25 protein-coding genes are annotated in these 24979 nt (G+C 57.5%); 7 read left to right on the forward strand and 18 right to left on the reverse strand.

Annotated features, from left to right (window positions below):
* Positions 1–64 precede the first annotated feature (64 nt).
* The 3 genes from VEI50_14780 to panC all read left to right on the forward strand — a co-directional run bounded on the left by VEI50_14780 (position 65) and on the right by panC (position 2721).
* A complete protein-coding gene (locus VEI50_14780; GenBank protein HXX76392.1) occupies positions 65–1240 on the forward strand; it encodes an LL-diaminopimelate aminotransferase in 1176 nt (391 codons plus the stop codon).
* 75 nt (positions 1241–1315) lie between these two features.
* On the forward strand, positions 1316–1870 hold the full coding sequence (folK, locus tag VEI50_14785) for a 2-amino-4-hydroxy-6-hydroxymethyldihydropteridine diphosphokinase (protein ID HXX76393.1): 555 nt from the start codon (positions 1316–1318) through the stop codon (positions 1868–1870).
* Entirely contained in the window at positions 1867–2721 is an 855-nt protein-coding gene (gene panC / locus VEI50_14790) for a pantoate--beta-alanine ligase (GenBank protein HXX76394.1), read from the forward strand. Before folK ends, panC begins: the two co-directional genes overlap by 4 nt.
* A 4-nt stretch (positions 2722–2725) precedes the next feature.
* Here the strand turns inward: panC and VEI50_14795 are convergent, their stop codons facing one another.
* The 6 genes from VEI50_14795 to VEI50_14820 all read right to left on the reverse strand — a co-directional run bounded on the left by VEI50_14795 (position 2726) and on the right by VEI50_14820 (position 10325).
* Entirely contained in the window at positions 2726–3238 is a 513-nt protein-coding gene (locus VEI50_14795; protein HXX76395.1) for a PilZ domain-containing protein, read from the reverse strand.
* A 17-nt stretch (positions 3239–3255) separates the two neighbouring features.
* Positions 3256–3669, reverse strand: coding sequence for a MazG nucleotide pyrophosphohydrolase domain-containing protein (locus VEI50_14800; protein ID HXX76396.1), 414 nt, complete (start codon positions 3667–3669; stop codon positions 3256–3258).
* A gap of 9 nt (positions 3670–3678) precedes the next feature.
* Complete coding sequence (gene rmuC, locus VEI50_14805) at positions 3679–5067, reverse strand: DNA recombination protein RmuC (GenBank protein HXX76397.1); 1389 nt, start codon at positions 5065–5067, stop codon at positions 3679–3681.
* A gap of 190 nt (positions 5068–5257) precedes the next feature.
* Positions 5258–7897 carry a PEP/pyruvate-binding domain-containing protein gene (locus VEI50_14810; GenBank protein HXX76398.1) on the reverse strand — a complete coding sequence of 880 codons (2640 nt, stop codon included), beginning with the start codon at positions 7895–7897 and terminating at the stop codon, positions 5258–5260.
* 14 nt (positions 7898–7911) lie between these two features.
* The gene (locus VEI50_14815; protein ID HXX76399.1) at positions 7912–9213 is read right to left on the reverse strand and encodes a glycerate kinase; all 1302 of its coding nucleotides are present in this window, start codon (positions 9211–9213) and stop codon (positions 7912–7914) included.
* 47 nt (positions 9214–9260) lie between these two features.
* On the reverse strand, positions 9261–10325 hold the full coding sequence (locus VEI50_14820) for a lytic transglycosylase domain-containing protein (protein HXX76400.1): 1065 nt from the start codon (positions 10323–10325) through the stop codon (positions 9261–9263).
* Positions 10326–10439: 114 nt separating this feature from the next.
* On the opposite strand from VEI50_14820, the gene VEI50_14825 reads away from it, so the two are divergent.
* Positions 10440–11144, forward strand: coding sequence for a uracil-DNA glycosylase (locus VEI50_14825; protein HXX76401.1), 705 nt, complete (start codon positions 10440–10442; stop codon positions 11142–11144).
* A 2-nt stretch (positions 11145–11146) separates the two neighbouring features.
* On the opposite strand, the gene fsa is transcribed toward VEI50_14825, so the two are convergent.
* Entirely contained in the window at positions 11147–11794 is a 648-nt protein-coding gene (gene fsa, locus VEI50_14830; protein HXX76402.1) for a fructose-6-phosphate aldolase, read from the reverse strand.
* A 138-nt stretch (positions 11795–11932) separates the two neighbouring features.
* Here fsa and VEI50_14835 point away from each other — a divergent pair, with 138 nt between their 5' ends.
* Positions 11933–12319, forward strand: a complete 387-nt coding sequence (locus VEI50_14835) for a hypothetical protein (GenBank protein HXX76403.1) — start codon at positions 11933–11935, stop codon at positions 12317–12319.
* Here the strand turns inward: VEI50_14835 and VEI50_14840 are convergent.
* Positions 12304–12567 (reverse strand): YHS domain-containing protein, encoded by a 264-nt coding sequence (locus VEI50_14840; GenBank protein HXX76404.1) that lies wholly within the window; start codon positions 12565–12567, stop codon positions 12304–12306. The two genes, VEI50_14835 and VEI50_14840, sit on opposite strands and share 16 nt — an antisense overlap.
* Before the next feature lie 206 nt (positions 12568–12773).
* On the opposite strand from VEI50_14840, the gene VEI50_14845 reads away from it, so the two are divergent.
* Positions 12774–12926: a hypothetical protein gene (locus tag VEI50_14845; protein ID HXX76405.1), complete on the forward strand. Its 153-nt coding sequence runs from the start codon at positions 12774–12776 to the stop codon at positions 12924–12926.
* Between the two features lie 204 nt (positions 12927–13130).
* Here the strand turns inward: VEI50_14845 and dapB are convergent, their stop codons facing one another.
* From dapB to VEI50_14890, 9 genes are read right to left on the reverse strand one after another with little or no spacing between them, the layout of a single operon-like run.
* The gene (dapB, locus tag VEI50_14850) at positions 13131–13934 is read right to left on the reverse strand and encodes a 4-hydroxy-tetrahydrodipicolinate reductase (protein HXX76406.1); all 804 of its coding nucleotides are present in this window, start codon (positions 13932–13934) and stop codon (positions 13131–13133) included.
* A gap of 28 nt (positions 13935–13962) precedes the next feature.
* A complete protein-coding gene (gene dapA / locus VEI50_14855; protein HXX76407.1) occupies positions 13963–14835 on the reverse strand; it encodes a 4-hydroxy-tetrahydrodipicolinate synthase in 873 nt (290 codons plus the stop codon).
* A 47-nt stretch (positions 14836–14882) separates the two neighbouring features.
* Positions 14883–16145, reverse strand: coding sequence for a diaminopimelate decarboxylase (gene lysA / locus VEI50_14860; GenBank protein HXX76408.1), 1263 nt, complete (start codon positions 16143–16145; stop codon positions 14883–14885).
* Positions 16138–18048: a radical SAM protein gene (locus tag VEI50_14865; GenBank protein ID HXX76409.1), complete on the reverse strand. Its 1911-nt coding sequence runs from the start codon at positions 18046–18048 to the stop codon at positions 16138–16140. Before VEI50_14865 ends, lysA begins: the two co-directional genes overlap by 8 nt.
* A gap of 60 nt (positions 18049–18108) precedes the next feature.
* Positions 18109–18378, reverse strand: coding sequence for a hypothetical protein (locus VEI50_14870; GenBank protein ID HXX76410.1), 270 nt, complete (start codon positions 18376–18378; stop codon positions 18109–18111).
* Positions 18375–19787, reverse strand: a complete 1413-nt coding sequence (argH, locus tag VEI50_14875; GenBank protein HXX76411.1) for an argininosuccinate lyase — start codon at positions 19785–19787, stop codon at positions 18375–18377. Before argH ends, VEI50_14870 begins: the two co-directional genes overlap by 4 nt.
* A gap of 6 nt (positions 19788–19793) precedes the next feature.
* Positions 19794–21008, reverse strand: a complete 1215-nt coding sequence (locus VEI50_14880; GenBank protein ID HXX76412.1) for an argininosuccinate synthase — start codon at positions 21006–21008, stop codon at positions 19794–19796.
* Complete coding sequence (gene argF / locus VEI50_14885) at positions 21005–21961, reverse strand: ornithine carbamoyltransferase (protein ID HXX76413.1); 957 nt, start codon at positions 21959–21961, stop codon at positions 21005–21007. The genes VEI50_14880 and argF overlap by 4 nt, the downstream gene beginning before the upstream one ends.
* A 9-nt stretch (positions 21962–21970) precedes the next feature.
* Complete coding sequence (locus tag VEI50_14890) at positions 21971–23191, reverse strand: acetylornithine transaminase (protein HXX76414.1); 1221 nt, start codon at positions 23189–23191, stop codon at positions 21971–21973.
* Between the two features lie 151 nt (positions 23192–23342).
* Here VEI50_14890 and VEI50_14895 point away from each other — a divergent pair, with 151 nt between their 5' ends.
* Positions 23343–23990, forward strand: a complete 648-nt coding sequence (locus VEI50_14895; protein ID HXX76415.1) for a DUF2628 domain-containing protein — start codon at positions 23343–23345, stop codon at positions 23988–23990.
* A 35-nt stretch (positions 23991–24025) separates the two neighbouring features.
* Here the strand turns inward: VEI50_14895 and VEI50_14900 are convergent, their stop codons facing one another.
* Entirely contained in the window at positions 24026–24859 is an 834-nt protein-coding gene (locus tag VEI50_14900) for a hypothetical protein (GenBank protein HXX76416.1), read from the reverse strand.
* Positions 24860–24979 lie beyond the last annotated feature (120 nt).

The following is a 24979-nucleotide window of genomic DNA, read 5'->3' on the forward strand; positions in this document are numbered from 1 at the left end:
AGATATGGGCTGAAAGCTGATCGCTAACGGCTGAGTGCGAATCATGAAAGGAGCCAGACCAAACATGGGCGGTTTTCCAATCGAAGTTGCAACCAGAATTAAGACACTTCCCCTCTACCTTTTTGCCGCGATCGACAAGATGAAGCAGGAAGCGATCGCGCGGGGGGTGGATATCATCAACCTCGGCATCGGTGACCCGGATCTGCCGACGCCGGCCCCGATCATTGAGAGCCTCGCACAAGCGGCTAAGAATCCCAAGCACCACCAATATCCGTCCTACGAAGGCATGCTGACGTTCCGTAAAGCCGTGGCCGATTGGTACAAGCGACGCTTCGACGTAACGCTCGATCCGGCCAACGAAGTGCTAACCTTGATCGGCTCGAAGGAAGGCATCGGCCACATCCACCTCGCGTTCGTCGACCCGGGCGACGTGGTATTGGTTCCAAGCCCCGGCTATCCCGTGTACCCGGTGGGGACCAGTTTCTCCGGCGGGGTATCCCACATTATGCCACTCACGAAATCGAACGGCTTCCTACCGGATTTGAAGGCGATCCCCAAAGACGTCGCGAAGAAAGCCAAATTGATGTGGCTGAATTCGCCGAATAATCCGACCTCTGTCATTATGACCAAGGACTACTTCAAGCGTGTTGTCGAGTTTGCCCATGAGAATCAAGTCATCGTCTGTCACGACGCAGCCTACTCGGAAATTTTCTACGACGGCAGGCGGCCGGCGAGCTTTCTGGAGGTTGAGGGAGCCAAGGACGTCGGGGTGGAATTTCATTCGTTGTCCAAAACTTACAACATGACCGGTTGGCGTATCGGCTTTGCGGTGGGCAACAAAGATGTCTTGGCCGGACTCGGCAAGGTGAAGAGCAATTTGGACTCCGGTTGCTTCGAGGCGATCCAGGCAGCTGGGATCACAGCCTTGGGCCTGGACGATTCCGTCACAGACGGCTTGAGAAAAGTTTATCAGGAGCGGCGCGATACATTGGTGCCCGGCTTGAAGAAACTGGGGTTGGAGGTTGATCCGCCTCCGGCCGCCTTTTATGTCTGGGTAACCGTTCCGAAAGGGTACACGTCTGCTTCTTTCACGGCTCATTTATTGGAAAAGGCCGGCATCGTGACGACACCGGGCAATGGTTTCGGTGCACCGGGCGAAGGGTACATCAGGATGACCGTGTGTACGACGAAGGAACGTCTGGCGGAGGCGGTAGAGCGGATCAAGAAGGCGGGATTCTGAGAAACAGTGAGACGTGATGCGTTATGCGCATGATCTCGAACAGCCCACCTTCTGACGCATGACGCATAACGAGCGATGAGAGAGACTGTCTTCATCGGGTTCGGGTCGAACGTCGGCGACCGAGTCGATTTCTGCGACCGGGCTGTGACCTTGTTGAGTCTGCTGCCCCATTCTCAAGTCGCGGGCGTCTCGCTGCTCTATGAAACGGAGCCGGTCTACGACCATGCTCAACCCGGAGACGGCTGGTTTCTCAACGGGGCCATCCAGTTGGACACCGAGGTCACCCCACGCAGCCTTCTGACGGTGCTTCGCGAAATCGAGCGCTCGCTCGGGCGGGATGACGAAAACCGATTAGGCCCGAGAACCATCGACCTGGACATCCTCTTCTACGGACAGCGGATTATCAACGAGCCTGACCTTGTCGTGCCGCATCCGCGACTCCATCAACGCCGATTCGTCCTCATGCCCTTGAGCGAACTCGATCCCCTGTGGATGCATCCGACGCGCCAGCGTACAGTCAGTCAGATGCTCGCCGAGGCGCAGGATCGGTCAGAGGTCCGCCTGCTGTTTCCCCAGCCTTCCATGCGGTATGGGTCACGCCCCGCGTGTAGTCCCCCTCAAGGCTCATGAAAATCATCCGCTCCCTTCAGGCCATGACCGCATGGAGCGAGGCGCTCCGCCGCGAAGGCGTGACCATCGGGTTTGTCCCGACGATGGGGGCGTTGCACGACGGCCATCGCGCCTTGATCCGTGCCGCTCGATTGCAATGCGACGCGTTGGTCGTGAGCATCTTCGTGAATCCGACCCAGTTCGGTCCCCAAGAAGATCTCGCCACCTATCCGCGCCCCATCGCGAAAGATCGCGCGCTCTGCAGGGCAGAAGGAGTCGACGTCTGTTTCGAGCCGACAGCAGCAAGCATGTATCCCGAGGGATTTCAAACCGTCGTGACGGTTCCGGCCATCGCCCGACGGTGGGAAGGAGAGTCTCGGCCCCGTCATTTCGTGGGTGTGGCGGCGGTCGTCACGAAATTGTTCGGGATCGTTCGCCCCCATCGTGCCGTCTTCGGTCAAAAAGACTATCAACAAGCGGCGGTCATTCGGCGGCTGATCGAGGACTTGAACCTTGACATCACGCTCGACGTTCGCGCGACCGTCAGGGAACATGACGGCTTGGCCATGAGTTCTCGCAACGTGTACCTTTCGACGGAACAACGGCGGATCGCCCCGGTCTTTTACCGAGCCTTGCAAGCCGGTCGGCGGGCGATCGAAGAGGGAGCGACGGACACGGCTTCGGTGCGAGAGGTTATGCAGAAGGTGATCGCCGAAGAACCCACCATTCAGATCGACTATCTGGCGGTCTGCGATCCGATCACACTAGAACCGACCCTGACTATCGGTCGACATGCCGTCCTGCTCGGAGCCATCCGCATCGGCTCCGTACGATTGATCGATACTGTAATGGTAAAGCGGTCCGCTCGATGATGGCTTACATGCCGCTGGTTGGAAGGCGGCTGAGGCTGACGAGCAGCCCGAGCACGATTTGACTGAGCCGTTGTTTATCTCGGGGCGCCATCTCGAGAAAGGAGATCCCAAGAGAGGACGGGCGAACGGAGGCCACCATCCCCGATTCGATGGTGATCGGCTCCGGCTCCGACGTCGGCTTCAACGTCAGTTCGAGAAACGTGCCTCGCGGCAGTTCAGCCGTTGTCCGCAGCGTGCACCCCCCCATCGAAATTTCCGTGATCCGATTTGTGCCCCGCAGATTACTATCCGTCAAGAATCCCGCTTCAATAGAAGTCGGGAGGCGTTTGTATTGGCGCTTATCGAACGCTTGTGTGTCTTCGCGGGCACCGGACCAAAATGCGCGGAACTGATTCGTACAGAGCTGGCACCGGAAGGGGAAGACATTGATACGACTGAGGAGACGCCCCACAGCCCCCTCTCGAGAGGTGGCGCGGACAAACGGTGTTCCACAATTCGGACAGTGCAGATCCTTCATCAAGATGAAGGGACCCCTTAGCCAGCAGCTTCGGGCTCGAGCGTGACCGATGATGCCCCGCTTTGCTCAGCCAGAATCGGTTCAAGGCATGCCGGCGAGTAGGTTGCCGGCTTCACCCATTTGCCATCTTCCCGCTTGTAGCCGCCCACCTTACTCATATTGGACCGATGGACCTCTCGAAAAACAGGATCCATATCGATGCCGTAGGACACGGCCGTGCCATAGACCACGTAGAGGAGATCGGCGAGTTCTTTGGAGATCGACTCAAGGTCGCCATCGATTAGCGCTTCTTTCAGCTCTTCGAACTCCTCCTGAATCAATCTGATTCGCAGTTCACGCGTCCGCTCATCCACAACGGTGGGGCTGCGATGCACCAGAATGTCAAAGGCGCGGTGAAATGCCTCGACCATGGATTGTGCATCCGACATCATGACTCCTTATCAGGGTTCGTACGGCAATGCTTTGCGTGGCACCAACTCCAACGGATCTAACGAGGTGATTTCCTTGTCGGATGACACGCCCAGGTCTTTGAACCGGCGCGCGGCCGGCAAGATCCTCGTTTCCAGCGACCCCACCGCTTTGTTGTACGACGAGACACTTTTCCCGAGTGCCTGCCCCACATCATTGAGGTGCTCTGCCAGCACGGCCATCCGTTCATAGAGATCCTTTCCTAATCGGCCAGCCTCGTCGGCATGGGCCGTCAATTGTTCCTGTCGCCAGCCGTAGGCCACCGCGCGTAAAAGCGCCATCAGGGTTGTCGGCGTGGCCAGGACCACCCCACGGGAAAATCCTTCTTCGATGAGTTGAGGATCCTGTTCAAGGGCCGCCCCGAGAAACTGTTCGCCCGGTAGGAAGAGCACGACGAACTCCGGTGCCTGATCAAACTGGTTCCAATAAGCTTTGAGGCTCAACTCATCCATGCGGGATCGTACCTGCGCTGCATGTCGACGCAATCCCTCCAGACGCCGTTCCTCGGTGGTCGCCTCATGGGCATCGAGATACCCGGCCAAGACCGTTTTGGCATCCACAATGACCTGTCGGCCTCCGGGAAGCTGAACGATCATGTCCGGCCGGAGACGCCCATCGTCGACCGTGACGGACTCTTGCTCGACAAAATCGCAGTGCGCCACCATGCCGGCCAGTTCGGCCACTCGCTTGAGCGTGATCTCACCCCAGCGGCCTCGCACGGCGGGCGCCCGCAGCGCGTTGACCAGATTCCCGGTTTCCTGCTGTAGTCGCTGCTGCGACTCGGCAAGCAACTTGAGGTGCTGATCAAGGCTCCCGTAGGCGCCTTGTCGGGCTTGCTCCATCTGGCGCAGATGCTCGTCATATCGCTTGAGCGAATCCTGCAACGGCTGCACGATGCTGTCGATCGCCTGTTGACGTTGAGCCAGATCGCCCTTGGCTTCGATCTGCAAACTCTCGAACGCCACCTTGGCAAGATTCAGAAATGCGTCGTTGTTCTGCTTGAGCGCTTCACCGGACAAGGCCTGGAAGGTTTCAGCTAATTCCTGCCGCGATTGAGCTAGCAGCGATTTCTGTTCTTCGACATACCGACTGGTCTCAGCGACCAGCGTCTCGGCCACCGCTCGTGCCCGCAACGAATCGGAGAGTTGCTGCCTGACTTGACCAAGCTCCGTTCGATCAGTCTCGACCTGTCGCCGCAACTCATCAGCCAACGTTTCGGCACGTTGGGCGCGCTCGGTCAGATTCAGAAGTTGTCCCTGGAGGCGTCCACGTAGGCGGGCAGTAACAGAAAAACCAGCGATCAGCGCACCGAGTGCTCCTCCGGCAAGCAACCCAATCGTCAAGACAGTACTATCAACCATAGTTCTCGATCCGCGCCATCAGAAGAACTAGACAGAACCCGACCGGCTTGTTCCGAGTGCAACTACAATCAGGAAAGGATTTTTTTCGGAGAGTACGCAAACCAACTCAAAACGTCAAGGGTGAGAAGCGTTTAGGGCCGATCGGCCCTATAAGGAATTTGTTCGGAATCTTAACGGTCTGCTGCCTCGGTCACGACGTGACGGCGGCCTCTCGTCGTACGACGATGGCTCCCTGCATCGCATCAACCATAAGAAACTCACCCTCATGTATCCGAACAGTGGCGCCTGACACATTGACAACGGCCGGTAAGCCGTATTCGCGCGCGATGATGGCACCGTGTGACAAGGTTCCTCCCATCTCGGCAACGAGACCCGCGGCGATGACAAAGAGCGGAGCCATGCCGGGATCGATCACTGACGTGACGATGATATCGCCTCTCTTAACTTTTCCCCAGTCGGCCATGGACCGAACAAGCCGAGCCGGCCCAGAAACAGAACCGGCACTGACGGGGATTCCCTTGAACACTTTTTCGGACAGATCGACACCGTGTCCGGCGAGCCCATCACGAACTTCTTTCCAGACTCGAATCGTATCGGGCACGGTAACCAGTCGTTGGCGCTCGCGCTCCATGCGACGGGCTTGCACAATTTCACGCCAATCACGCTGCCGGCCAGCTGTCACATCGACCCGTTCCTCGAGCGTCAGGAAGAATAGGTCCTCCCGTGAAACGAGCAGGCCTCGCTCTACGAGTAATTCGCCCAGGCGAAGCAAAAGGTTCCTGGCCGCGGTCGAGTAAAACATCAGATGATGCCGATTCGCTTCTCGCAGGGCAAAGAATCGGCAGAGGCGTCGATACCACCAGAGAAAAATCCACCATCGATAGAAGAACCACGCACATCGCCGCCGGATTTCAGCCAGCGCGTGCGCTCTGGTAGCAGCCTGACGGGCAAGAATGTCGGCGGGGGTTGTATGGGCTGGAGACAGGAGTTGGGCACGTACGATCGATAGCAACAGTTCCGGCTGATCTGCAAACCGAGGAGACATGACATCTGATTCCCCGACACCACGATGACCATACTCCTCCAGATACCGATCGAATGCCCGAAGGAACTCGGTGTTTTTTAAAATCTGTCGAAAGTCCGCCCGAATCGGCGCGTCTGTTGTCAGCAGATAGAAGGCTGCCGGTTCGGACCGGGCGGTCTCGGCCAATTCCGCCAACAGCACGATTTGCTGAGCGCTGACCACCGATCCTTGTCCTTGAAGCGCGGCATTCAGCAGGGCTCGCCAATCTGCACCCGCCCAGGGAGGTAAGAAGGTTCCCAGCGCCTGAAGGCACAGAGACACTCCTCCGGCAATCCCAAACGTGAGCTCGTGTGTATCGAGCCACCGCTCAAGGTCATCCAGACGAGAGGAGACGTCCCTATCGGTGAGCCGACGAAGATGGGCTGGCTGGTAGAGGGCCGCGAAGTCTTTCATTTCTTTAAACCAGGTGGGGCCGTATTTCGCGGCCTTTCCCATTTCCCGCAAACTCAGCCATCCGGCTCGCAAGAAGGAACTCCATCCGAGTGGCTGCACCTCCGGCATCATTGTCGGAGATTCTCCTCCCATCTGTTCCGTGACAAGCGACGGATTGCCGCGTAGCTGCAAGATCAGTGAATGCATCAACGTCATGTTGATGTAGGGACGGCCGTGAAGAACTCGGACCGATGTCATCCCAGCGGGGATCGTGCAACCGAGCCGTCGATAGGGAGCGATGATGTAGGCTTCCATGAACCGTTCAAGAAACGAGAGGCCCATCGGGCTCGGCAGCTCCGGCAGCGTTTCTTTGAAGTTCGCGCGTGACCACTCGCCGTCGTCATTCGTGAGCGGGAAGGAAGCAGGCCGACGGGTGATGGGGCGTGCCTGCAGCAGCCACATCCCTCGTTCGTCGATGAGCCATTCGATATCGACAGGATTGCGCAGTGCCCGTTCGACCTCTTTGGTCACTCGGGCCAGCTCAGTCAACTGCTCATCCGTCAGGCTTGTGCGCCCGGCATCGCCGAGTGAGACGGCTTCTTCTCGGACACCCTCCTCACTCAGACGCAGGACCCGTTCTTTCTTGGCGATGATCCGTTCCGCGACCGACATGGTCCTCACATCAGGGCCGACTCGCACCACATACTGATCCGGCGTGACCGTTCCCTCTACCAATGACGCGGCGATTCCCGGAACAGCATTCACCAGCACTGTATCGGCTCGACCAGTCAGCGGATGAACGGAGTAGGCCACTCCGGCGACTTGACCATCGAGCATAGGTTGAATGACGACTGCCATCGCGGGTGCTGTCTTCGTCAATCCCGATTGCTGATGGTACTGCACCACTCGGTCATCCCAGATGGAGGTCCAGAGATCTTTGATCGCCCGTTCCATTTCGGACAGCGGCACACCGAGATGTGTTCGGTACAGGCCTGCAAAGCTGGCATGGACGGCATCTTCGTTCGTCGCGGATGATCGCACCGCCCAGAGAGCATGGGCCGGTCGGTCGAGTTGGCTGAGAGCCCGTTGTACCTGCTCAATCAAATCGTGACATTCCACGTTTCGAATCAGGGTCTGACATTCAGTCAGGACGCGTACCCTGTCAGCTGTCGATGCCCGAAGAAGCCGGGTCCACCGCTCCGGCAGAGAGAAACCCCGAGCCTCAAGATAGGCTTGATAGGCTTCTGTCGTCACACAGAGACCCGAGGGAACACGAAACCCATGCGCGATCAGGCGTGCCAAACCGGCCGCCTTCCCACCGACGACACCTGGATCAGTGCACGCATTTAAAGGAAGGAGGAGAGGACGATCCATCGAAGCGATACTACCTACAGGACCAGGAGCAGGTAAAGGTCGTTGACGTTGGTTCCAGTGGGGCCGGTCACGATGTGGCATCGGAGCCGCTTCAAGGCAGGATAGGTGTTGTTATGCCGTAGCGCGCGATCGAGATTGATTCCCAGACGATTCGCCCTCGCTGTCGTCTCACCATCGACAACCGCACCGGCAACATCCGTCGGACCATCGGTCCCATCGGTACCGATCGCGGCAACCCAGACCCGCTGGAGCCCGGCGATCTCCCTTGCCGCGGCAACAGCAAACTCTTGTGCACGGCCGCCGATTCCTTTCTCCTTCACGGTCACCGTTGTCTCTCCTCCGGCCAGGATACAACAGGGCGGGGCCAACGGGTGGTGCCTGTTCACGATGCCTCGTGCGATTGCACCAAATCGCTTTCCTGCCATACGAGCTTCTCCCGTGAGCGCCGTGGAGTTTATGAGGGTCTTCAGGCCGGCTCCTTCCGCAGCTCTCCTGACAGCCGTCAATGCGATGGTATTACTGCCGATCACGGAGTGATGGACGCGCCTGAAAATCGACGAGCCGGGTTTCGGGGTTTCAGCCAGATGCCCTCGCTGTCCCTCGAGCAAGTGTCGACGGACTCGCGGTGGAACCCGTCGCCAGATGCGATAGCGCCTGAGGATCGCCATCGCGTCGCGGTACGTCGTGGGATCAGGAACTGTAGGCCCTGACGCGATCGCGCTCAGGTCGTCTCCGAGCACGTCGGAAAGTATCAGGGTCACCACCGTCGCAGGCGTTGATTCAGCCAGACGGCCACCTTTAATCGTGGAGAGATGCTTGCGCACCATATTGATCTCCTGAATCGTGGCGCCGCACCGTAGCAGTCGATCGGTGGTGGCCCGCTTATCATCCAATGTGATCCCCTTCACCGGGGCCGGTAGCAGGCTGGAAGCCCCTCCGGAAAGCAGCACGATCAGGAGATCGCGACTGGTTAACGCCGAGACTTTGGATTGGAGTTGAGCGGCAGCCCGCTGACCGGCTTTATCGGGGATGGGGTGGCCAGCCTCTTCCACGACGATCTTAGCCGTTGGCACGGCATGACCGTACTTCACGACGACGAGGCCGCTATCAAGGCGGGTGCCGAGACATCGCTCAAGGGCCCGAGCCATGGGAGCCGTGGCTTTTCCAGCCCCGACCGCAACGATCCGACCGTACCGGCGCAACTCATATCGACGCCGGCCAATGATCAGCTCATCGCCACGCCTGATCACGGCGCGGCGTACAGCACTGGCAGCCTGCACGGTCTCCAGGCCTGCCCTGATCAGCTTCTTAAGCAATGACCTGGCACGAGACGAAGGAAGACGGATCTCCATCAGAGAGGAAATCAGGGGGCCTGTACCTTGTCTTGCTTGAAGCAGCGGGAGGGACAGCTCTGCCGCGGGACTTTGATCTGGTAGGTGCCGCGAGGGAGGAAATCTCTCTTCAACTCGGGATTCAACATTTTCAATTCCAAAAAATATGTCCCGAATTCTTCCGCAATCGACGTGAGCGTACGCTGCGGCTCTTTGACGTTCAGGGTGACGGTCTCGGTCTCCAGCGGCATATAGAGATCCTTTTTACTGAGACCCAAGTACTTCTCAGGCTGTGAATAGATCTCCTTGGCCGCAATGATCCTCGGCACGTACCGCATCGTCTCCCGCGGACCGTGCATCTTCCAATACTCGGTGATCTTCTGCTCCTTGAGCAACTTGCGAATGCGCTCTTCCCCCGCGTTGTACGAAGCCATCGCCAAGAACCAATCGTTCTCCTTAAAGTCTTTGAGGAAGCGCAAGTATTTCACCGCCGCCTCCGTCGACATTTCCAGGTTGCGGCGCTCGTCGCGATAGCTATCGGATTTCAGTTTATAGCGTCTCCCGGTGGACCCGATGAACTGCCAGGGACCCGATGCCCTGGCCCGCGAGTAGGCAGCTGCCACACACTTACTTTCGACGAGCAACATGTATTTGAGATCGTCCGGAAGTCCGGCTTCTGCAAGTTGCTTTTCGACGGGAGGGAAGCATCGCCCGGTGCGTTTGGCCAGAATGATGCTCTCGCCTTGATCTTCCAAGAACTGGTAGAACTCGTATTCGATCCGTTCGCGCACCTGCCAGTTATCCAGCGGCACCGGAACGCCGGCAAACGTGATCTTGTCCGGCAGCTTGAACGAGCTGAGAAAGAACCGTTCCCCTTCCCGCTTGATTTCGGGGAGAATGACCAACCGATCTTCCGAATCGTTTGGCCCTTCGAGGGGCTCAGGGAGCGTCGGTTCTCGATCCGGTTCTCCGTTCGTAGCAAGCTGGGAGGACCCGTTCTTTGATTCTGATTCCGGTTGAGCAACGGTTGGGCCGGGCAGGACACAGACTCCCGCGATGGTGCCGAGCATGACCATGCGCCACATCCACGCCGTCATACTAGTCCACCTCCCCGTATCTCTGGTCGTTCATACCTAAACATTCATGCTAACAGCACATCCACAACGCGGCAAGCATGATCGACTTTCACATTCATGCTAGACTGCGCCCCCATGCACAACCTGACCGTACTGAACGATCGCATCTCACACTGTCGAGCCTGTCCCAGGCTCGACAGGTATCGAGCGGCGGTCGCCGAGACAAAACGGAGACAATTTCGCGACTGGACCTATTGGGGGCGTCCCGTTCCCGGATTTGGAGACCCTCGTGCCCGTTTGTACGTCCTGGGGCTTGCCCCAGCTGCCCACGGCGGCAACAGAACCGGCCGCGTGTTTACGGGGGACCGCAGTGGGGATTGGCTCTATGAAGCGCTGCATCGCTATGGCTTCGCGAATCAGGCTGAATCTCAACATCGCGACGACGGCTTGATGCTAACAGATTGTTATATCGGAGCCACGGTTCGTTGTGCGCCGCCGGACAACAAACCCGCTCCAGAGGAATTCGAGGCCTGCCGTCCCTTTGTCCGCCAGGAAATGCGGCTCTTGTCGAGGATGCAAACGGTGGTTGTGCTTGGAAAGATCGCTTTTGATCACTACTTCAAGGCTTGCCGTGATGAAGGGTTCGAGGTTCCTTCTCCTCTCCCCACATTTTCACACGGGGCCTCGTATCCGCTTGCCTGGAATATCACGTTGATCTGTTCGTATCATCCCAGTCAGCAAAACACCTTTACCGGCAAACTGACTCGCCCGATGTTTCACCAGGTCTTCGCCGCGGTGCGACGGCACCTTGACAGAAAGCATGCCGCCGCGCGTCGCTAGAATTATTTGCGACTCTGGGATTCCCAATCAGCCAAGAATTTCTTCAGCCCGAGATCCGTCAGCGGATGTTTGACCATCTGTTGGAAAATCGTAAAGGGCATCGTGCAGATGTCGCCGCCGGCCAGGGCTGCTTCGACGACGTGCTGCGGATGGCGAACACTGGCGACCAGCACATAGGTCTTAAAGTCGTAGTTCTTGTAAATCGTGACAATTTGACGGATCAGTTCCATTCCGTTCGAACTGATGTCGTCTAACCGGCCGATGAAGGGCGAGACGCACCAGGCGCCAGCCTTGGCAGCCAGAATCGCCTGAGTCGGAGAGAAGCAGAGCGTCACGTTCACTCTGATCCCTTCCGCAGCCAGCCGTTTTGTGGCCTTAAGCCCTTCGGGGATCAGCGGGCACTTGACCACGATATTCTTATGAATTTTGGCGAGTTCTTTCCCTTCCTTGACCATCGCATCAGCTTCAAGGCTGACCACTTCCGCACTCACCGGTCCATCGACGATGTTACAGATCTCGATGAGCACCTCGCGGAACACCCGACCCTCCTTCGCGACGAGTGATGGATTGGTCGTGACCCCGTCTAAGAGTCCGAGGCTCGCCGCTTCATGAATCTCTTTGACGCTGGCAGTATCGAGATAGAATTTCATGGCTGTGTCCTTTCTTGAAAAGACGGCATCCTGGTTTGGATCGTTGAGTGCTATTTTAGGAAGAATCCGGTGTTGATGCAATGTCTCTTTCGTCTATGGACTTCGTTTGACAGGTATCAGGACGGGGATTAAAATCGCATGGTCAACGAAAGACATGCTGCGGCGTTCTACATGATGCTTCGTGCGATGAACTTGACGAGGAGACAGCTGATGATGCGCCGATTTTCCTGGATCCTTCTCACCTGTGTGTTTCTGACCGCGTGCGGCGGAAGCAACCCTTATCTTGAGGCTTCACTCAAACCAGCCGAACTACAAGGTAAAGACAAGGCGTGGTTTGAAAAGAACTGGGGTGCGCCGGATGGAAAGTCTCCAAGGTGGTTCGGCGGAGAAACCTGGACCTACTATCGCATCGCCGGTGGCAAATCCGGTCCCCCGATGTTCAATTTTTCGCCCAATCAATGCCAGATCACACTGAAGTTCGATAAAGAAGAGAAACTGTCGGACTATAGCTATTCGGGCTGTTGACCCGCCAATTGTCTCTGAAACACCTTCGCGCAGGCTCGACTGCAGAAATAGTAGGTTTGCCCTCCAATATCTTCTGCCGTCGCCGATCCTCGCGGCACAAACACACGGCATACAGGATCCTGCACCATCTGATTTTTATCGAGAGGGACACGATCTCCGGCTCCCCTCGCCTTGAGTTCTCGAATCGCACTGCGAAGCAAGAAGTAGAGGACAACGAGTAGCGAAAGGATGAGGATAATTCTATACATAGTAGGAGGAGTGATCGAATGCCACAATCCTATGGGACATGTTTCATCCTGTCAAGGACACCGAGGCCAGGCCGAAGTCTCGCCATGCGCTTGTTTTCTCATTAGTATCAGGCCGATTGGCCTAGTCTGATCTGGTCGCAAAGACCCCCTTTACCCAGTACTTCAGATGGATATGCTTGCATAAGAAGCGATGATAGAGTGGGAGCATGAAGACGTGCGACAAATGCCGCGGAACAATGTTGCCGGAACGGGCAGTCGACTTGGATGCTGGACTCGCGATCATGGTGTTTGCGTGCTTGAACTGTGGTCGCCGAAAGGCTGCGGACCAGGAACCTCGCCCGCTCACCGCCCGACATTGATCGCGGGACGACTCCACCCACGCCGCTCACCTGCAATACGCGCTCGCTCCTGAAGCAGCCTCTCTGGGCATTGTGCAATCCGCTCGATAAGCTTTCCCCTTGGCACCATTGGCCTGAACAAGACGGGAGACGCGCCTCGGATATTCTGAGGTAAAGATCGGGTTAGTCTGGATTGAAGAAAACGGGAACCGCAGGCGGTTCGGACTACCGAAGGCCCAGCACGTCCATCATGTCGTAGAAGCCGGGTGGTTGTCGAACAACCCAACGGGCCGCTCGCAATGCGCCTCGTGCAAAGGTGTCTCGACTAGTGGCCCGATGCGTCACTTCGATCCGTTCACCCATGCCGCCGAAGAGGATGGTATGATCGCCGATAATATCTCCCGCACGAATCGTTTGAATGCCGATCTCGCCCTTCTTCCGCTCACCGATGAGGCCCTTCCGCGCATAGACCCCGACCTGATTTAAATCGCGATTCACGGCTCTCGCGAGCACTTCGGCGATCTTGAGGGCCGTCCCGCTGGGCGCATCTTTCTTCAACCGATGATGGGCTTCGATCACCTCGATGTCGTATTCATCTCCGAGCGTCTTGGCCATCTCGCCGATCACCTTGTACATCAAGTTCACTCCCACACTCATGTTGGGAGAACAGACGCAGGGAACCTGGCGAGCCAGTGTTCTGACTTCCTCCATCTCAGCAGCCGAAAACCCCGTTGTGCCGATGACCATCGCCCGGCGGTGCTCGGCGACTGCACGGAGATGGTGAAGGGTGGCCTCCGGAGCTGAAAAATCGATGACGACTTCCCCTCGGTCTAACAAAGCCGAAAGGTCATCGGTGATCGAGACCCCGACGCGACCACTTCCGGCTGTTTCGCCGGCATCCTCTCCCAACGCATGATGTCCCTTGCCTTCGATCGCCCCCGCAAGAGCCAAGGCAGTCGACTCTTTCACCAGGGCCACCAATCGGCACCCCATTCGGCCGGCGGCTCCTGCAACAATGACCTTGATCATAGAGAGATGTTCCGGACGCAACGAGCGTCTAGATGAGGCCCATGTCCTTGAGGACGCGGGCGAGTTTGTCGCGGGTATCTGTCGCCATCGCACAGAGCGGCAGCCGCAGTTCGGGATCGATCTTTCCCATCATGCCGAGCGCTTCTTTCACCGGAATCGGATTGGTCTCGTAAAAGAGAGCGGCAAACAGCGGGGACAGTTTAAAATGAATCCTCCGAGCTTCGTCAACTTTTCCCGCCATGAACGTCTTGACCAGATTGGCCATTTCCGCCGGTACGACATTGGCGGTCACGGTAATCACACCCTTGCCTCCGACCGCCATCATGGGAAGTGTCAAGGCATCGTCGCCCGCTAGGACCGTGAGGCGTTCCCCGCACATCTGCACGATGTCCGATGCTTGCTGGACCGATCCACTGCCTTCCTTGACGCCGACAACACTCTTGATCGCGGACAGCCTGGCGATGGTGGCCGGCAACATGTTGACGCCGGTACGTCCTGGAATGTTGTACAGCACCAACGGAATATCCACTGACTCCGCGACCGCCTTATAATGCCGGTAGAGCCCTTCCTGCGTCGGCTTGTTGTAGTACGGTGTGATGAGAAGGGCTCCGTCTGCCTTGGCTTGCTTCGCATGTCTGGTGAGCGCAATCGCCTCGTCCGTGCTGTTTGATCCCGTCCCGGCAATGACCGGCACACGCCGGTTCACAATTTCTACGGTCAACTCAACGACGCGGTGGTGTTCTTCGTGCGAAAGGGTCGCAGACTCGCCCGTCGTACCGCAGGGGACGATTCCGTTCGTCCCGTTGGCAATCTGCCATTCGATCAACGAGCCAAAGGTCTGCTCATCGATCTTCCCTTTCCGAAAGGGAGTGACAATGGCCACCAGTGAACCGGTAAACATGATGACTCCTTATGCGAGCGATTGACTCAGGTTCCGCTCGCGAGCTGCTATTCTAAAAAGGCGGGAATCTTTTCACCCTTGACCAAATCGTCATAACTCTCGCGCGCTCGGATCACGTGAATCTCTCCGTCCTTGACCAAGGCTTCGGGCACGCGAGGACGGGAATTGTAATTGGACGACATCACGAACCCGTATGCACCGGCACTCATGACGGCCAACACCTCGCCCGGGTGGACATCCGGCAACGACCGATCTTTCGCGAGAAAATCCCCCGACTCACAGACAGGACCCACGACATCGACCTGATATTTGCCGCGGTGCAACACCGCTTCAGACAATGGACGAATCTCGTGATAGGCGCCGTACAGACTCGGCCGAATCAGATCGTTCATGGCCGCATCGACGATCACGAACTTCTTCGCTTCCCCCTCCTTCATGTACAGCACCTTGGTGACAAGAATCCCGGCATTGCCGACGATGACCCGGCCCGGTTCCATAATCATCGTGACGTTGAGGCCGCGCACCAATGGTGAAATCGCGTCGGCAAGGTCCTGTGGCATGGGAGGGGTCTCGTCCGAATACGTAATCCCGAGGCCGCCGCCGATGTTCAGATACCGGATGTTGATCCCGCTGCCTCTCAGCACCTCGACGAGTTTCAAGACTTTCTTGAGGGCCTCAACGAAGGGAGTCACTTCCGTCAGCTGTGAGCCGATATGTTTGTGCACCCCCACCATGTCGATGTGACTGAGCGAGGATGCGAGCTTGAACTCATCCAGGGCCCGATCAGCGGCGATCCCGAACTTGCTCTTCTTCAGACCGGTGGAAATGTAGGGATGTGTTTTGGGATCGATGTCCGGATTGATCCGCAACGCCACGCGCGCTTTCTTTCCCACTGACGCTGCCACCTCGTTGATGGTCTGCAATTCGGCTGATGACTCGACGTTGAACATGAGGATATCGGCCTTGAGCGCATCGCGAATTTCTTCGGCGTTCTTGCCCACGCCGGCAAATACGATCTTGGACGGCGGTACACCAGCCTTCAGGGCACGAAACAGTTCGCCACCCGATACAATATCGACACCGCTGCCCTCCTTCGCCATGAGACGAAGGATGGCCAGGTTGGAATTCGCCTTCATCGCGAAGGCGATGATATGGGGGGTTGCTGCAAACGCGCGGTCGTAGACCTGAAAATGGCGTACGAGGGTCGCGTGGCTATAGATGTAGCAGGGAGTGCCCAACTCCTTGACGATCCGGCTGACCGGCACCTGCTCGCAATATAGCTCACCCTCCCGATACTCGAAACTATGCATCCTGTAAATCCTCACTCAAAAACTCGAGACCGCTGAGCGAAAAGCCCTGGAGCGACGCTTCGAAGGCATCCTTGAATTTACGATAGCGAAGCTTCACGTGCGGGATCGCCGCCTTGATGGCATCCGAATCCATCAACGCTTTCAAGGCGTCCGGCGTCGCGAGCTTGAGGTGTTCGAAATTCACGATGACATCCATCTTCGCCTGCTCGGCAGCATGCTTGATCCGTGCAAGCAGCTCTTGGGCGTTCAACCGATCTAACGTTCCTTCAAGGTCCACGAAGAGAGCGGCAAATTTGTCGTGCCGTTTCGTCTTGATGTTGAGCGCAAGGCTCTGCGGCACGATAGCCTTGGGATCGAACCGCTGCTTCAGCGCATGCAGCGCGCTGGGAATCAGGTGATCGGCATCCAGCACCGGCAGTTTGGCCTGCAGATTTTTCAGCACCGACGCCAAGGGCGACAGTGAGCCCTTGGGGCAGGATCGCTTGACCAGCTTACGAAATTCCCGATTCATTTCCCACCGCGCCACAAGCCGCTGGTTCGTGCCGGAAAGCCGCTTCCAAATCGAGGGAAGCGAATAGAATTGATGGTTGGCCCAATAGAACCCTTCCTGAAGTTGCTCTGGGGTCATGCGGCTGGGCTGGAAGACGACGTGCTTGCCGTCGTACTTTGCCCAATCACGATCGAAGATCCGACCCGCATTATTATATCGGTCGAAGAGCGCGGTCCCCGGCAACGGTGTCAACACGTTAAAGTAGGCCAGCTCCACTTGGTTTTTGGTCAGAAAGTCAACCGCCCGCTCAAAAACGGATTCGTCATCGTTATCGAACCCGAAGACGATTCCAGGATTGACCATGATGCCATAGTCATGGAACATCTTGATCTCTTGGGAAAACTTGTGGACGCGATTGAACGGCTTATTGGTCTCATCAAGGCAATCTTCATCGAGCGACTCCATCCCGACGAAGACCGACACGCAGCCACTCTCCGCAGCCAATTTGACCATCTCTTCGTCATCGGCCAGGAAGAGAGTCGACTGGCATCCCCATTTGAGTTTGAGGGGTTTCAGCGCCGTCCAGAGTTCACGGCAATAGGCGCGATTACTGTTGTGCAAATCGTCGACGAACGCCACGATGCTGCCATCCTCGATGCCGACGCGAATCCTGAGCGCGGTGACAAACGCCTTCCACAGGGGCTCGTCGCGCATACGCTCCACCAGCTCACTGCGAATCCAGCGTTGGACGTGCTGGAGTTCCGTCACGACCTCTTCCACCGGCCGTCGTCGCGTTGTCTTGCCGTTAAAGGGGGAGACGCTGCAGAACTCGCAATCAAAGTGACAGCCACGAGTCGTAAAACTACACTGCCTCGTCATATAGGCATCGGGGCTCAGCAACTCGACGCGCGGGCTCTTGTAATGGTCCAGCGCGGGAAAACTCGTCATCTTGTACATCCGCTGCATCTTCCCCGCCTCATAGTCGGCCACCAGCTGAGGCCAGAGGTCTTCCGCTTCACCACATACAATGGCGTCGGCATGCTGTAAGGCTTCATCGGGACAATAGGTCGGATGGACGCCCCCCATGACCACCGTCTTCCCCCTCTTGCGGAATTCCGCGGCAATCTCATAGGCGCGTGGAGCGTAGCACGTCATGATAGACAGGCCGACCATGTCGCAGGGGTCATCAAAGTCGATGTCCTCGACCGCTTCATCGACGAGATCGACGTCCCAGTTCTCCGGCGTGTAGGCGGCGATGGTGGGCAAACTGAGTTTAGGAAACCAGACCGCCCGTCGCTCCGAAGCAGTCAGATGATATGGATTATTCCGTGGATAGGGATCAACGAGTAGCAGACGCGTACCCTTCTGAAGCACCGTTCGTTGCCCCTGTTTGGTTGGTTGGATAAGCTCCATCAGTTTCCCCTCCTCAGAACGAACGAATAAGAGTCCCGCCTCCACACCATGTCACGACCATCAACGAGTCCCCACCGGCTTCAAGGGCGGCAGCTCCACATCTGTTTCTTGCAACGCCGGCTCTGCGGCTTCCGGCCTTGTTTCTTCCGTGTCGACCGCTTCCTTGTGTGGCTCCTGAATCGCATGCTGTTGCTTCTGCCGAACGATCGTCGGGGTCACCCCTACGTCCTCGGGTGGGATCGGCGACCCTACGACACCACAAGCCGTCAAAACCGCTACGAAGGCGGACAACACGACTCCTGTCCGCGATTGCAATGACCAGCGATTCACGAAAGCATCCGCTCAAGCTCTTTAATGCGACGATCTACCTGAGTGCGTGCGGTCCCTCCAATTTGGGCCTTCCGATCGATTGCCGCCATAATTCCCAAGCGAGCCAGTACCCCTTTTTCAAATCGGTCGGAGAAGGCTCGAAGTTCCTCTAACGAAAAATCTGAGAGGTCACGCCCTTGATCCAACGCGGCCCGGACCACCCGGCCCGTGACCGCATGGGCCTCGCGAAACGGCATGCCTCTGGTCACCAGGTAGTCGGCAACTTCCGTGGCCAACATTCCGCCCCCTGAAACGGCATGCCGGAGAGCCTCCCGATTGATCTTCACGCGACGCATCAATTCGGTCAAGATTTGCACGGAACTCTGCACCGTATCGAGCGCGTCGAAGAGGGCCGGCTTGTCCTCCTGGAGGTCCCGATTATAACTCAACGGCAGGGCTTTCAACATCGTGAGGAGATTCATCAGCTGTCCATACACCCGGCCAGCCTTGCCTCGTACTAACTCGGGCACATCGGGGTTCTTCTTCTGCGGCATCATACTACTGCCGGTGCAAAACGCATCCGGCAGATCGACGAAGTGAAATTCCTGCGACGACCACAGGATCAATTCTTCACTTAATCGCGACAGGTGCATCATGATGATCGCCAGGACCGACGCCACTTCGATCATGAAATCACGATCGGAGACCGCATCCAAGCTATTCTGTGTGATGGCTGGAAACCCGAGCAATAACGCGGTGTACCGTCGATCGATCGGATAGTTCGAGCCAGCCAAGGCCCCGGACCCCAACGGCATGACGTTCAGTCGCACGCGCGCGTCCCGTACTCGTTCCTTGTCGCGCTCCAGCATCTCCACATAGGCCAACAAGTGATGGGCCATCAGCACGGGCTGGGCCCGTTGGAGATGGGTGTAGCCCGGCATGGGCACAGTTCGATTTCCCTTGGCCTTGGCCAGTAGCGTACGTTGAAACTCGGTCAGCTGATCGACAAGCTGATCCAGTTGTTCCCGCAGATACAGCCGTATGTCCAACGCCACCTGGTCGTTGCGGCTTCGTCCCGTATGGAGTTTTCCTCCCAAAGGGCCTATCAGCTCGGTCAGTCGGCGTTCAATGGCCATATGAATATCTTCGTCGGATAACAGAAAGCGAAACCGTCCCCGGTCCAGCTCGGTCTTCACCGATTCAAGTCCGCGAACGATGGTGCGCGTCTCTCCTCTGGACAGAACGCGGGCCCTCTCCAAGGTCTTGCAGTGCGCGACACTGCCCTGGACATCTTGCGCGTAGAGCCGATAGTCAAACCCGACTGAGGCCGAAAACGCCTCCACCAGCCGATGGGTCTTGGCTCGAAACCTTCCGCCCCAGGCCTTACCGGCGATTGTGCGTCGATCCGTGCGTCCCTTCCGTGGCGTCATGACTGTTCAGGAGGACGCCTTTCGTCGCTGGGCCCGAATCGCCAATCGTAGGGCGTTCAAGCGAATAAAACCCTCGGCGTCTTTCTGCCGATAGACCTCGTCCTCCTCGAATGTCGCGATATCGAGACGATAGAGCGAGTTCCTGGATTTGCGCCCGACAACCGTGCAATTCCCCTTGTACAATTTCACGCGGACTGTTCCCGTCACGTCCTTTTGCGCCTCATCCATCGTCCTCTGGATCATCTCGCGTTCCGGGCTATACCAGTAGCCGTAATAGACCAGTTCCGCGTAGCGCGGGATCAGACTGTCACGCAGGTGCAACACTTCGCGATCCATCGTGAGGGATTCGAGGCCTCGATGAGCCGCATGCAGAATCGTCCCGCCAGGAGTTTCATAGACCCCGCGCGACTTCATACCGACGTACCGATTCTCGACGAGATCGACCCGACCGATCCCATGGGCTCCACCGAGCTTGTTGAGATGGGCCAGGAGCGTCGCCCCGCTCATCTTCTTGCCGTCGACTGCGAGCGGATCGCCAGCCTCGTACTCGATCTCGATTTCCTGGGCCTTATCCGGCGCTCGCTCGGGCGACACCGTCATTTGGAAGATTTCATCCGGAGGTGCTTCCCACGGGTCCTCCAAAATCCCGCCCTCATAGCTCACATGGAAGAGATTGAGATCCATGCTGTAGGGTTTTGCCTTGGTCGCCGTCACGGGAATGCCGTGTCGCTCGGCATATTCGATCAACTCACGCCGCGCCTTGAATTCCCATTCGCGCCAAGGGGCGATGATCCTGATCGTCGGCTCCAAGGACATGTACGTCAGCTCGAATCGCACTTGATCGTTTCCTTTGCCGGTGGCGCCATGCGACACAGCCTCGGCCCCTTCTTTCTTGGCGATTTCGATCTGCCGCCGCGCGATCAGAGGGCGGGCAATCGACGTCCCGAGCAGATAACTGCCTTCATACACCGCGTTCGCCCGTAACATCGGGAAGACGTGGTCCTTCACGAAGGTCTCGCGGAGGTCTTCCACATAGACGCTCTTCACGCCGAGTGTCTGGGCCTTCGATTTGACAGCCTTGAGATCCTCGCCTTGGCCCAAATCAGCGCAAAACGCCACAACCTCACACCCGTAGGTCTCTTGGAGCCACTTCAGGATCACGGACGTATCCAGGCCGCCGGAATAGGCCAGCACTACTTTCTTGATCGTGCGCTTCGTCACTTCTTCCTTCTTCCCTTTCCGAGCAGCGTCACTAAGATCGCTTTCTGCATGTGCAGCCGGTTTTCCGCCTGGTCGATGATGACGGATTGCGGCCCATCGAGCACCTCAGCGGTGATTTCTTCTCCCCGGTGAGCCGGCAAACAATGCATGACGATCGCATCCGGTTTGGCCCGGTGCAGCAGGCGGCTGTTCACTTGATAGGGGGCCAAGACTTTCAATCGACGGGCCTGCTCTCGCTCCCGTCCCATACTGATCCACACGTCGGCATAGATCACGTCGGCCTCTTTCGCTGCTACATGGGGATCCTGCCCGATTTCGATCACCGCGCCGGTTTTCGTCGCTTCGATCCGCGCCACATCGACGACATGCTGATCCGGTTGATACCCCACAGGACAACCGAGGGCGATCGTCATTCCCATCTTCGCGGCCGCTTCGATCAAGGAATTGGCGACGTTGTTCCCGTCTCCGATGTACGCGATCTTGACACCCCGTAATCGCCCTTTCTTTTCCTGAATCGTCATGAGGTCTGAAAGGGCTTGGCACGGATGGCTGAGATCCGTCAAGCCGTTGATAACCGGCATCGTCGCTTCTGCCGCCCACTCTTCTACGGTCGCATGGTCGTACGTGCGAATGACGATCCCATCGAGATACCGTGACAGCACCCGCGCCGTGTCCGCGATGCTTTCGCCCCGCGAGAGTTGAATGTCGGCCATATGCAACACCAGGGCATGGCCGCCCAATTGATTCATGCCCGCTTCGAACGACACTCTGGTCCGCGTCGAAGGTTTCTGGAACAGCAACCCCAGCGTTTTGCCGGGCAGCAAGGAGTGGAGAATTCCCCGTCGCTGCCGATCCTTGAGGGTCGCCGCCAGCTTGAGCAGGTGCTCGATCTCAGCCTTGCTCACAGCCGCGACGTCGAGCAGGTCTTTCTTCATCGTGTGGACGGTCTTCATCACCACACCCTACGCCTCGTGCACACGTGTCTCGGTTCCCGCATGCTTGCTGAAGACCTGTGAGAGCACCTCAAGAAGACGGTCGATCTCACGCTGCGTGATAATCAGCGGGGGGACAAAGCGCACCACGCGCTCGCTGGTGCTGTTAATCAAGAGGCCGCGGGTGACGCATTCGCTCACCACTGTCTTTGCATCGATGTCGAGTTCCATTCCCTGAAGCAGCCCGAGGCCGCGCACGTCCCGCACGATTCGGTGGCGATCTCTGCATTCAGCCAAGCCTTTCGCCAAATATTCTCCCATCCGGCGCGCGTGGTCGAGCACTCGGCCTTCCAGCAATACGCGAAACACGGCAAGCGCAGCGGCACAGGCAAGCGGATTTCCCCCGAACGTCGACGCGTGGGAGCCAGGTCCAAAGACCTTGGCCACAGCGTCGATCGCAAGGCAAGCCCCGATTGGCACACCGCCCCCTAACCCCTTGGCCAGGGTCATGATATCCGGCTGCACCCCAAACTGCTCGTAGGCAAAGAGCGTCCCGGTCCTGCCCATGCCGGTCTGCACTTCATCGAAAATCAACAGAATATCCTTCCGGGCACAGAGCTCCCGGAGACCGGCGAGATAGGTACGATCCGCCACATAGACTCCACCCTCGCCTTGAATCGGCTCGAGCATGATTGCCGCCGTCTCGTTGCTAACCGCCTGCTCCATCTCAGTCAAACTGTTGAACGTGACATAGCGGAACCCGGGCACGAGCGGATCATAGCCCTTCTGTACCTTCTCTTGACCAGTTGCCGTCAGCGTCGCCATCGTGCGGCCGTGGAAGGAGTTCTTCATCGTGATAATTTCGTACCGCCCATCCCCGTATTTGTCATGAGCATAGCGACGCGCGAGCTTGATCGCCGCTTCGTTGGCTTCCGCCCCGCTATTACAGAAAAACACTTTATCGGCAAACGAATGGTCGACCAGCACCCGCGCAAGCTTTACTTGGGGCTCGGTGTAGTACAGGTTGGAGGTGTGGATCAGTTGCTGGGCCTGCCGTTGGATTGCAAGGACGAGATCCGGGTGCCCATGGCCTAAAATATTCACCGCGATGCCACCCACGAAGTCGATGTATTCTCGTCCCTCAAGGTCGTAGACCTTGGTCCCACGCCCCCGCACAATAGACAGAGGCTGGCGCGCATAGGTCTGCATGAGGTAGCGGCTCGCATCATCTTTTAGTTCATCGGTCGGCATAGCAAACGTATCCCATTGGAAAGAAAGGGAACCTAGCACAGGACCAGCCTGAAAGCAACCGCCGAGGGTTCAGGAAGAGCAGGAAGAGATTGGTCAAGCGCCGGTTATCGGTTTGTCCGAACAACCAAAAGGATGTGATAAGCTCCCGCAGATGAAAACCTGTTCCCAGTGTCGCCAACCAAATGAAGCCGACGCCAATTATTGTTTCCACTGTGGAACGACGCTGACTACGACGAAAGCCGAAACAGAAACGGAGTCGCCGCCCGCTCCTCACGTTTCTACGTCTGACGAAGCCCTTTGGCATAGATTCATCGGCCCTCACGCTGATCGTTATCTGGTCCAATTCAAAAAATTCGGCCCCGCCAACAGTCCCCGGTTCGCCCTGACGTGGAATTGGCCGGCGTTTTTGTTCGTCTCGTTTCTATGGTTTCTCTACCGCAAGATGTATCTCTATGCCTTGGTGTATGCGATCGGACCGATGATCTCGGCCTACCTGACCGGCGACATGACAGTCGGCCTTGCCTGGAGCATGATCGCCGGCGCCACCGCCAATTATGTCTACTATTGGCATTGCCGGGAGCAGATTGCGGAAATCAAGAAACAGGGATGGACGAACCCGGAGGGGCAGGATCAGGCCCTCAAGGAAGCAGGCGGCGTGCAGCCGTACGTGATCTATGTCGGTATTGCCTTCTACGCCCTGTTCATTATGATGATGGTCAAGTTAATTCAAGAGGGCGACCTCGATGGCGAACGATCGCCCGGAAAACCAGCCAAGCCGACAGCTGCAAACAATGCGTGATAGTCAGCAGCCTGGAAGTTGTTTGACCAGCCCTTTCAAGAAGGTCGGTTCTGTTGCCATTCCATCCACGCCTGAAACCACTCGAAATCCTGCTCGTAGGCTGCACCGCCTGAATCGACAGTTTCTTGTTTCTGATCGAGCTGTTGGTAGGTTCGAGGCCAATTCTTCTGCCACCAGGACTTGAGTTCGTCGGGACCGTAGGCCTGGCCGTTCTGGGTGAGAATGCCCGCGGCGGTACAGATCGGCGCGAGGAGCGGCCAGTAACGGTCCTTGCCGAGGCCGAGACTCCGGAAATGTTCGCGAAGAAGAAAGACGACCCAAAGTTCGGCACTGTGCTTTTTGTTATGTTTGAAGGGCTGCGTCTGTCGGAGCGGCACGGGATCAAACTGTTTGACAACGGAGGTGTAGTCCGGGCCTCCATAGCTGCCGGCCACTTCCGCAATCCCTTCGAGCATCTTTCCCAGCTCGACCTCCGCCACCGGTGACCTGGCGGGTTCGCGTTTGATCGCGTCTTCAACCAGGGGATTCGGCATCGTCAGCAGCTCAATGAGCGGCTTGAGTTCGCGCAATCGATGGACGGCAGCCTTGAGGATCTGCTCCGACTCCAGCCAATAGTCCGGATCGTTCTTGGTCAACCGCTCGCGACCTAGCGGCGGCAAGACGGTCGGAACCCAATAGCGCAAGAGTACGAAGAGAATATAGTCGAGTTGGCCGCCGATCTTTGCGAGCCGTTCTACAAGATGACCCGATTGGATCGACACAAAAAATCCGCGAGCCCGATCGGCAACTTGGAGTCTTTCGGCAAGAGCCACCCACCAGGATTCAGTCGCACGCCAGGAGAAACCCGACGAATCAGCCGCTGTCGTCATGGTCGCACGCCATAGCTGGACAGGAAAGTCCGCGCATGGTACTGCCGCCTCGGACCAAAAGCAACCGCTTGACTTGGGCTTCCGATCCAGTATCCTGGGGCAGCGCAACCGCTTGGAGAG

This window comes from Nitrospiraceae bacterium (assembly GCA_035623075.1).
In the GTDB taxonomy this organism is placed as follows: Bacteria; Nitrospirota; Nitrospiria; order Nitrospirales; family Nitrospiraceae; genus DASPUC01.

Coding starts and splice junctions, on each gene's coding strand:
- VEI50_14780 (HXX76392.1), top strand. CDS start 65: ATGGGCGGTTTTCCAATCGAAGTTGCAACCAGAATTAAGACACTTCCC.
- folK (HXX76393.1), top strand. CDS start 1,316: ATGAGAGAGACTGTCTTCATCGGGTTCGGGTCGAACGTCGGCGACCGA.
- panC (HXX76394.1), top strand. CDS start 1,867: ATGAAAATCATCCGCTCCCTTCAGGCCATGACCGCATGGAGCGAGGCG.
- VEI50_14795 (HXX76395.1), bottom strand. CDS start 3,238: ATGAAGGATCTGCACTGTCCGAATTGTGGAACACCGTTTGTCCGCGCC.
- VEI50_14800 (HXX76396.1), bottom strand. CDS start 3,669: ATGATGTCGGATGCACAATCCATGGTCGAGGCATTTCACCGCGCCTTT.
- rmuC (HXX76397.1), bottom strand. CDS start 5,067: ATGGTTGATAGTACTGTCTTGACGATTGGGTTGCTTGCCGGAGGAGCA.
- VEI50_14810 (HXX76398.1), bottom strand. CDS start 7,897: ATGGATCGTCCTCTCCTCCTTCCTTTAAATGCGTGCACTGATCCAGGT.
- VEI50_14820 (HXX76400.1), bottom strand. CDS start 10,325: ATGACGGCGTGGATGTGGCGCATGGTCATGCTCGGCACCATCGCGGGA.
- VEI50_14825 (HXX76401.1), top strand. CDS start 10,440: ATGCACAACCTGACCGTACTGAACGATCGCATCTCACACTGTCGAGCC.
- fsa (HXX76402.1), bottom strand. CDS start 11,794: ATGAAATTCTATCTCGATACTGCCAGCGTCAAAGAGATTCATGAAGCG.
- VEI50_14835 (HXX76403.1), top strand. CDS start 11,933: ATGGTCAACGAAAGACATGCTGCGGCGTTCTACATGATGCTTCGTGCG.
- VEI50_14840 (HXX76404.1), bottom strand. CDS start 12,567: ATGTATAGAATTATCCTCATCCTTTCGCTACTCGTTGTCCTCTACTTC.
- VEI50_14845 (HXX76405.1), top strand. CDS start 12,774: ATGAAGACGTGCGACAAATGCCGCGGAACAATGTTGCCGGAACGGGCA.
- dapB (HXX76406.1), bottom strand. CDS start 13,934: ATGATCAAGGTCATTGTTGCAGGAGCCGCCGGCCGAATGGGGTGCCGA.
- dapA (HXX76407.1), bottom strand. CDS start 14,835: ATGTTTACCGGTTCACTGGTGGCCATTGTCACTCCCTTTCGGAAAGGG.
- lysA (HXX76408.1), bottom strand. CDS start 16,145: ATGCATAGTTTCGAGTATCGGGAGGGTGAGCTATATTGCGAGCAGGTG.
- VEI50_14865 (HXX76409.1), bottom strand. CDS start 18,048: ATGGAGCTTATCCAACCAACCAAACAGGGGCAACGAACGGTGCTTCAG.
- argH (HXX76411.1), bottom strand. CDS start 19,787: ATGACGCCACGGAAGGGACGCACGGATCGACGCACAATCGCCGGTAAG.
- argF (HXX76413.1), bottom strand. CDS start 21,961: ATGAAGACCGTCCACACGATGAAGAAAGACCTGCTCGACGTCGCGGCT.
- VEI50_14890 (HXX76414.1), bottom strand. CDS start 23,191: ATGCCGACCGATGAACTAAAAGATGATGCGAGCCGCTACCTCATGCAG.
- VEI50_14895 (HXX76415.1), top strand. CDS start 23,343: ATGAAAACCTGTTCCCAGTGTCGCCAACCAAATGAAGCCGACGCCAAT.
- VEI50_14900 (HXX76416.1), bottom strand. CDS start 24,859: ATGACGACAGCGGCTGATTCGTCGGGTTTCTCCTGGCGTGCGACTGAA.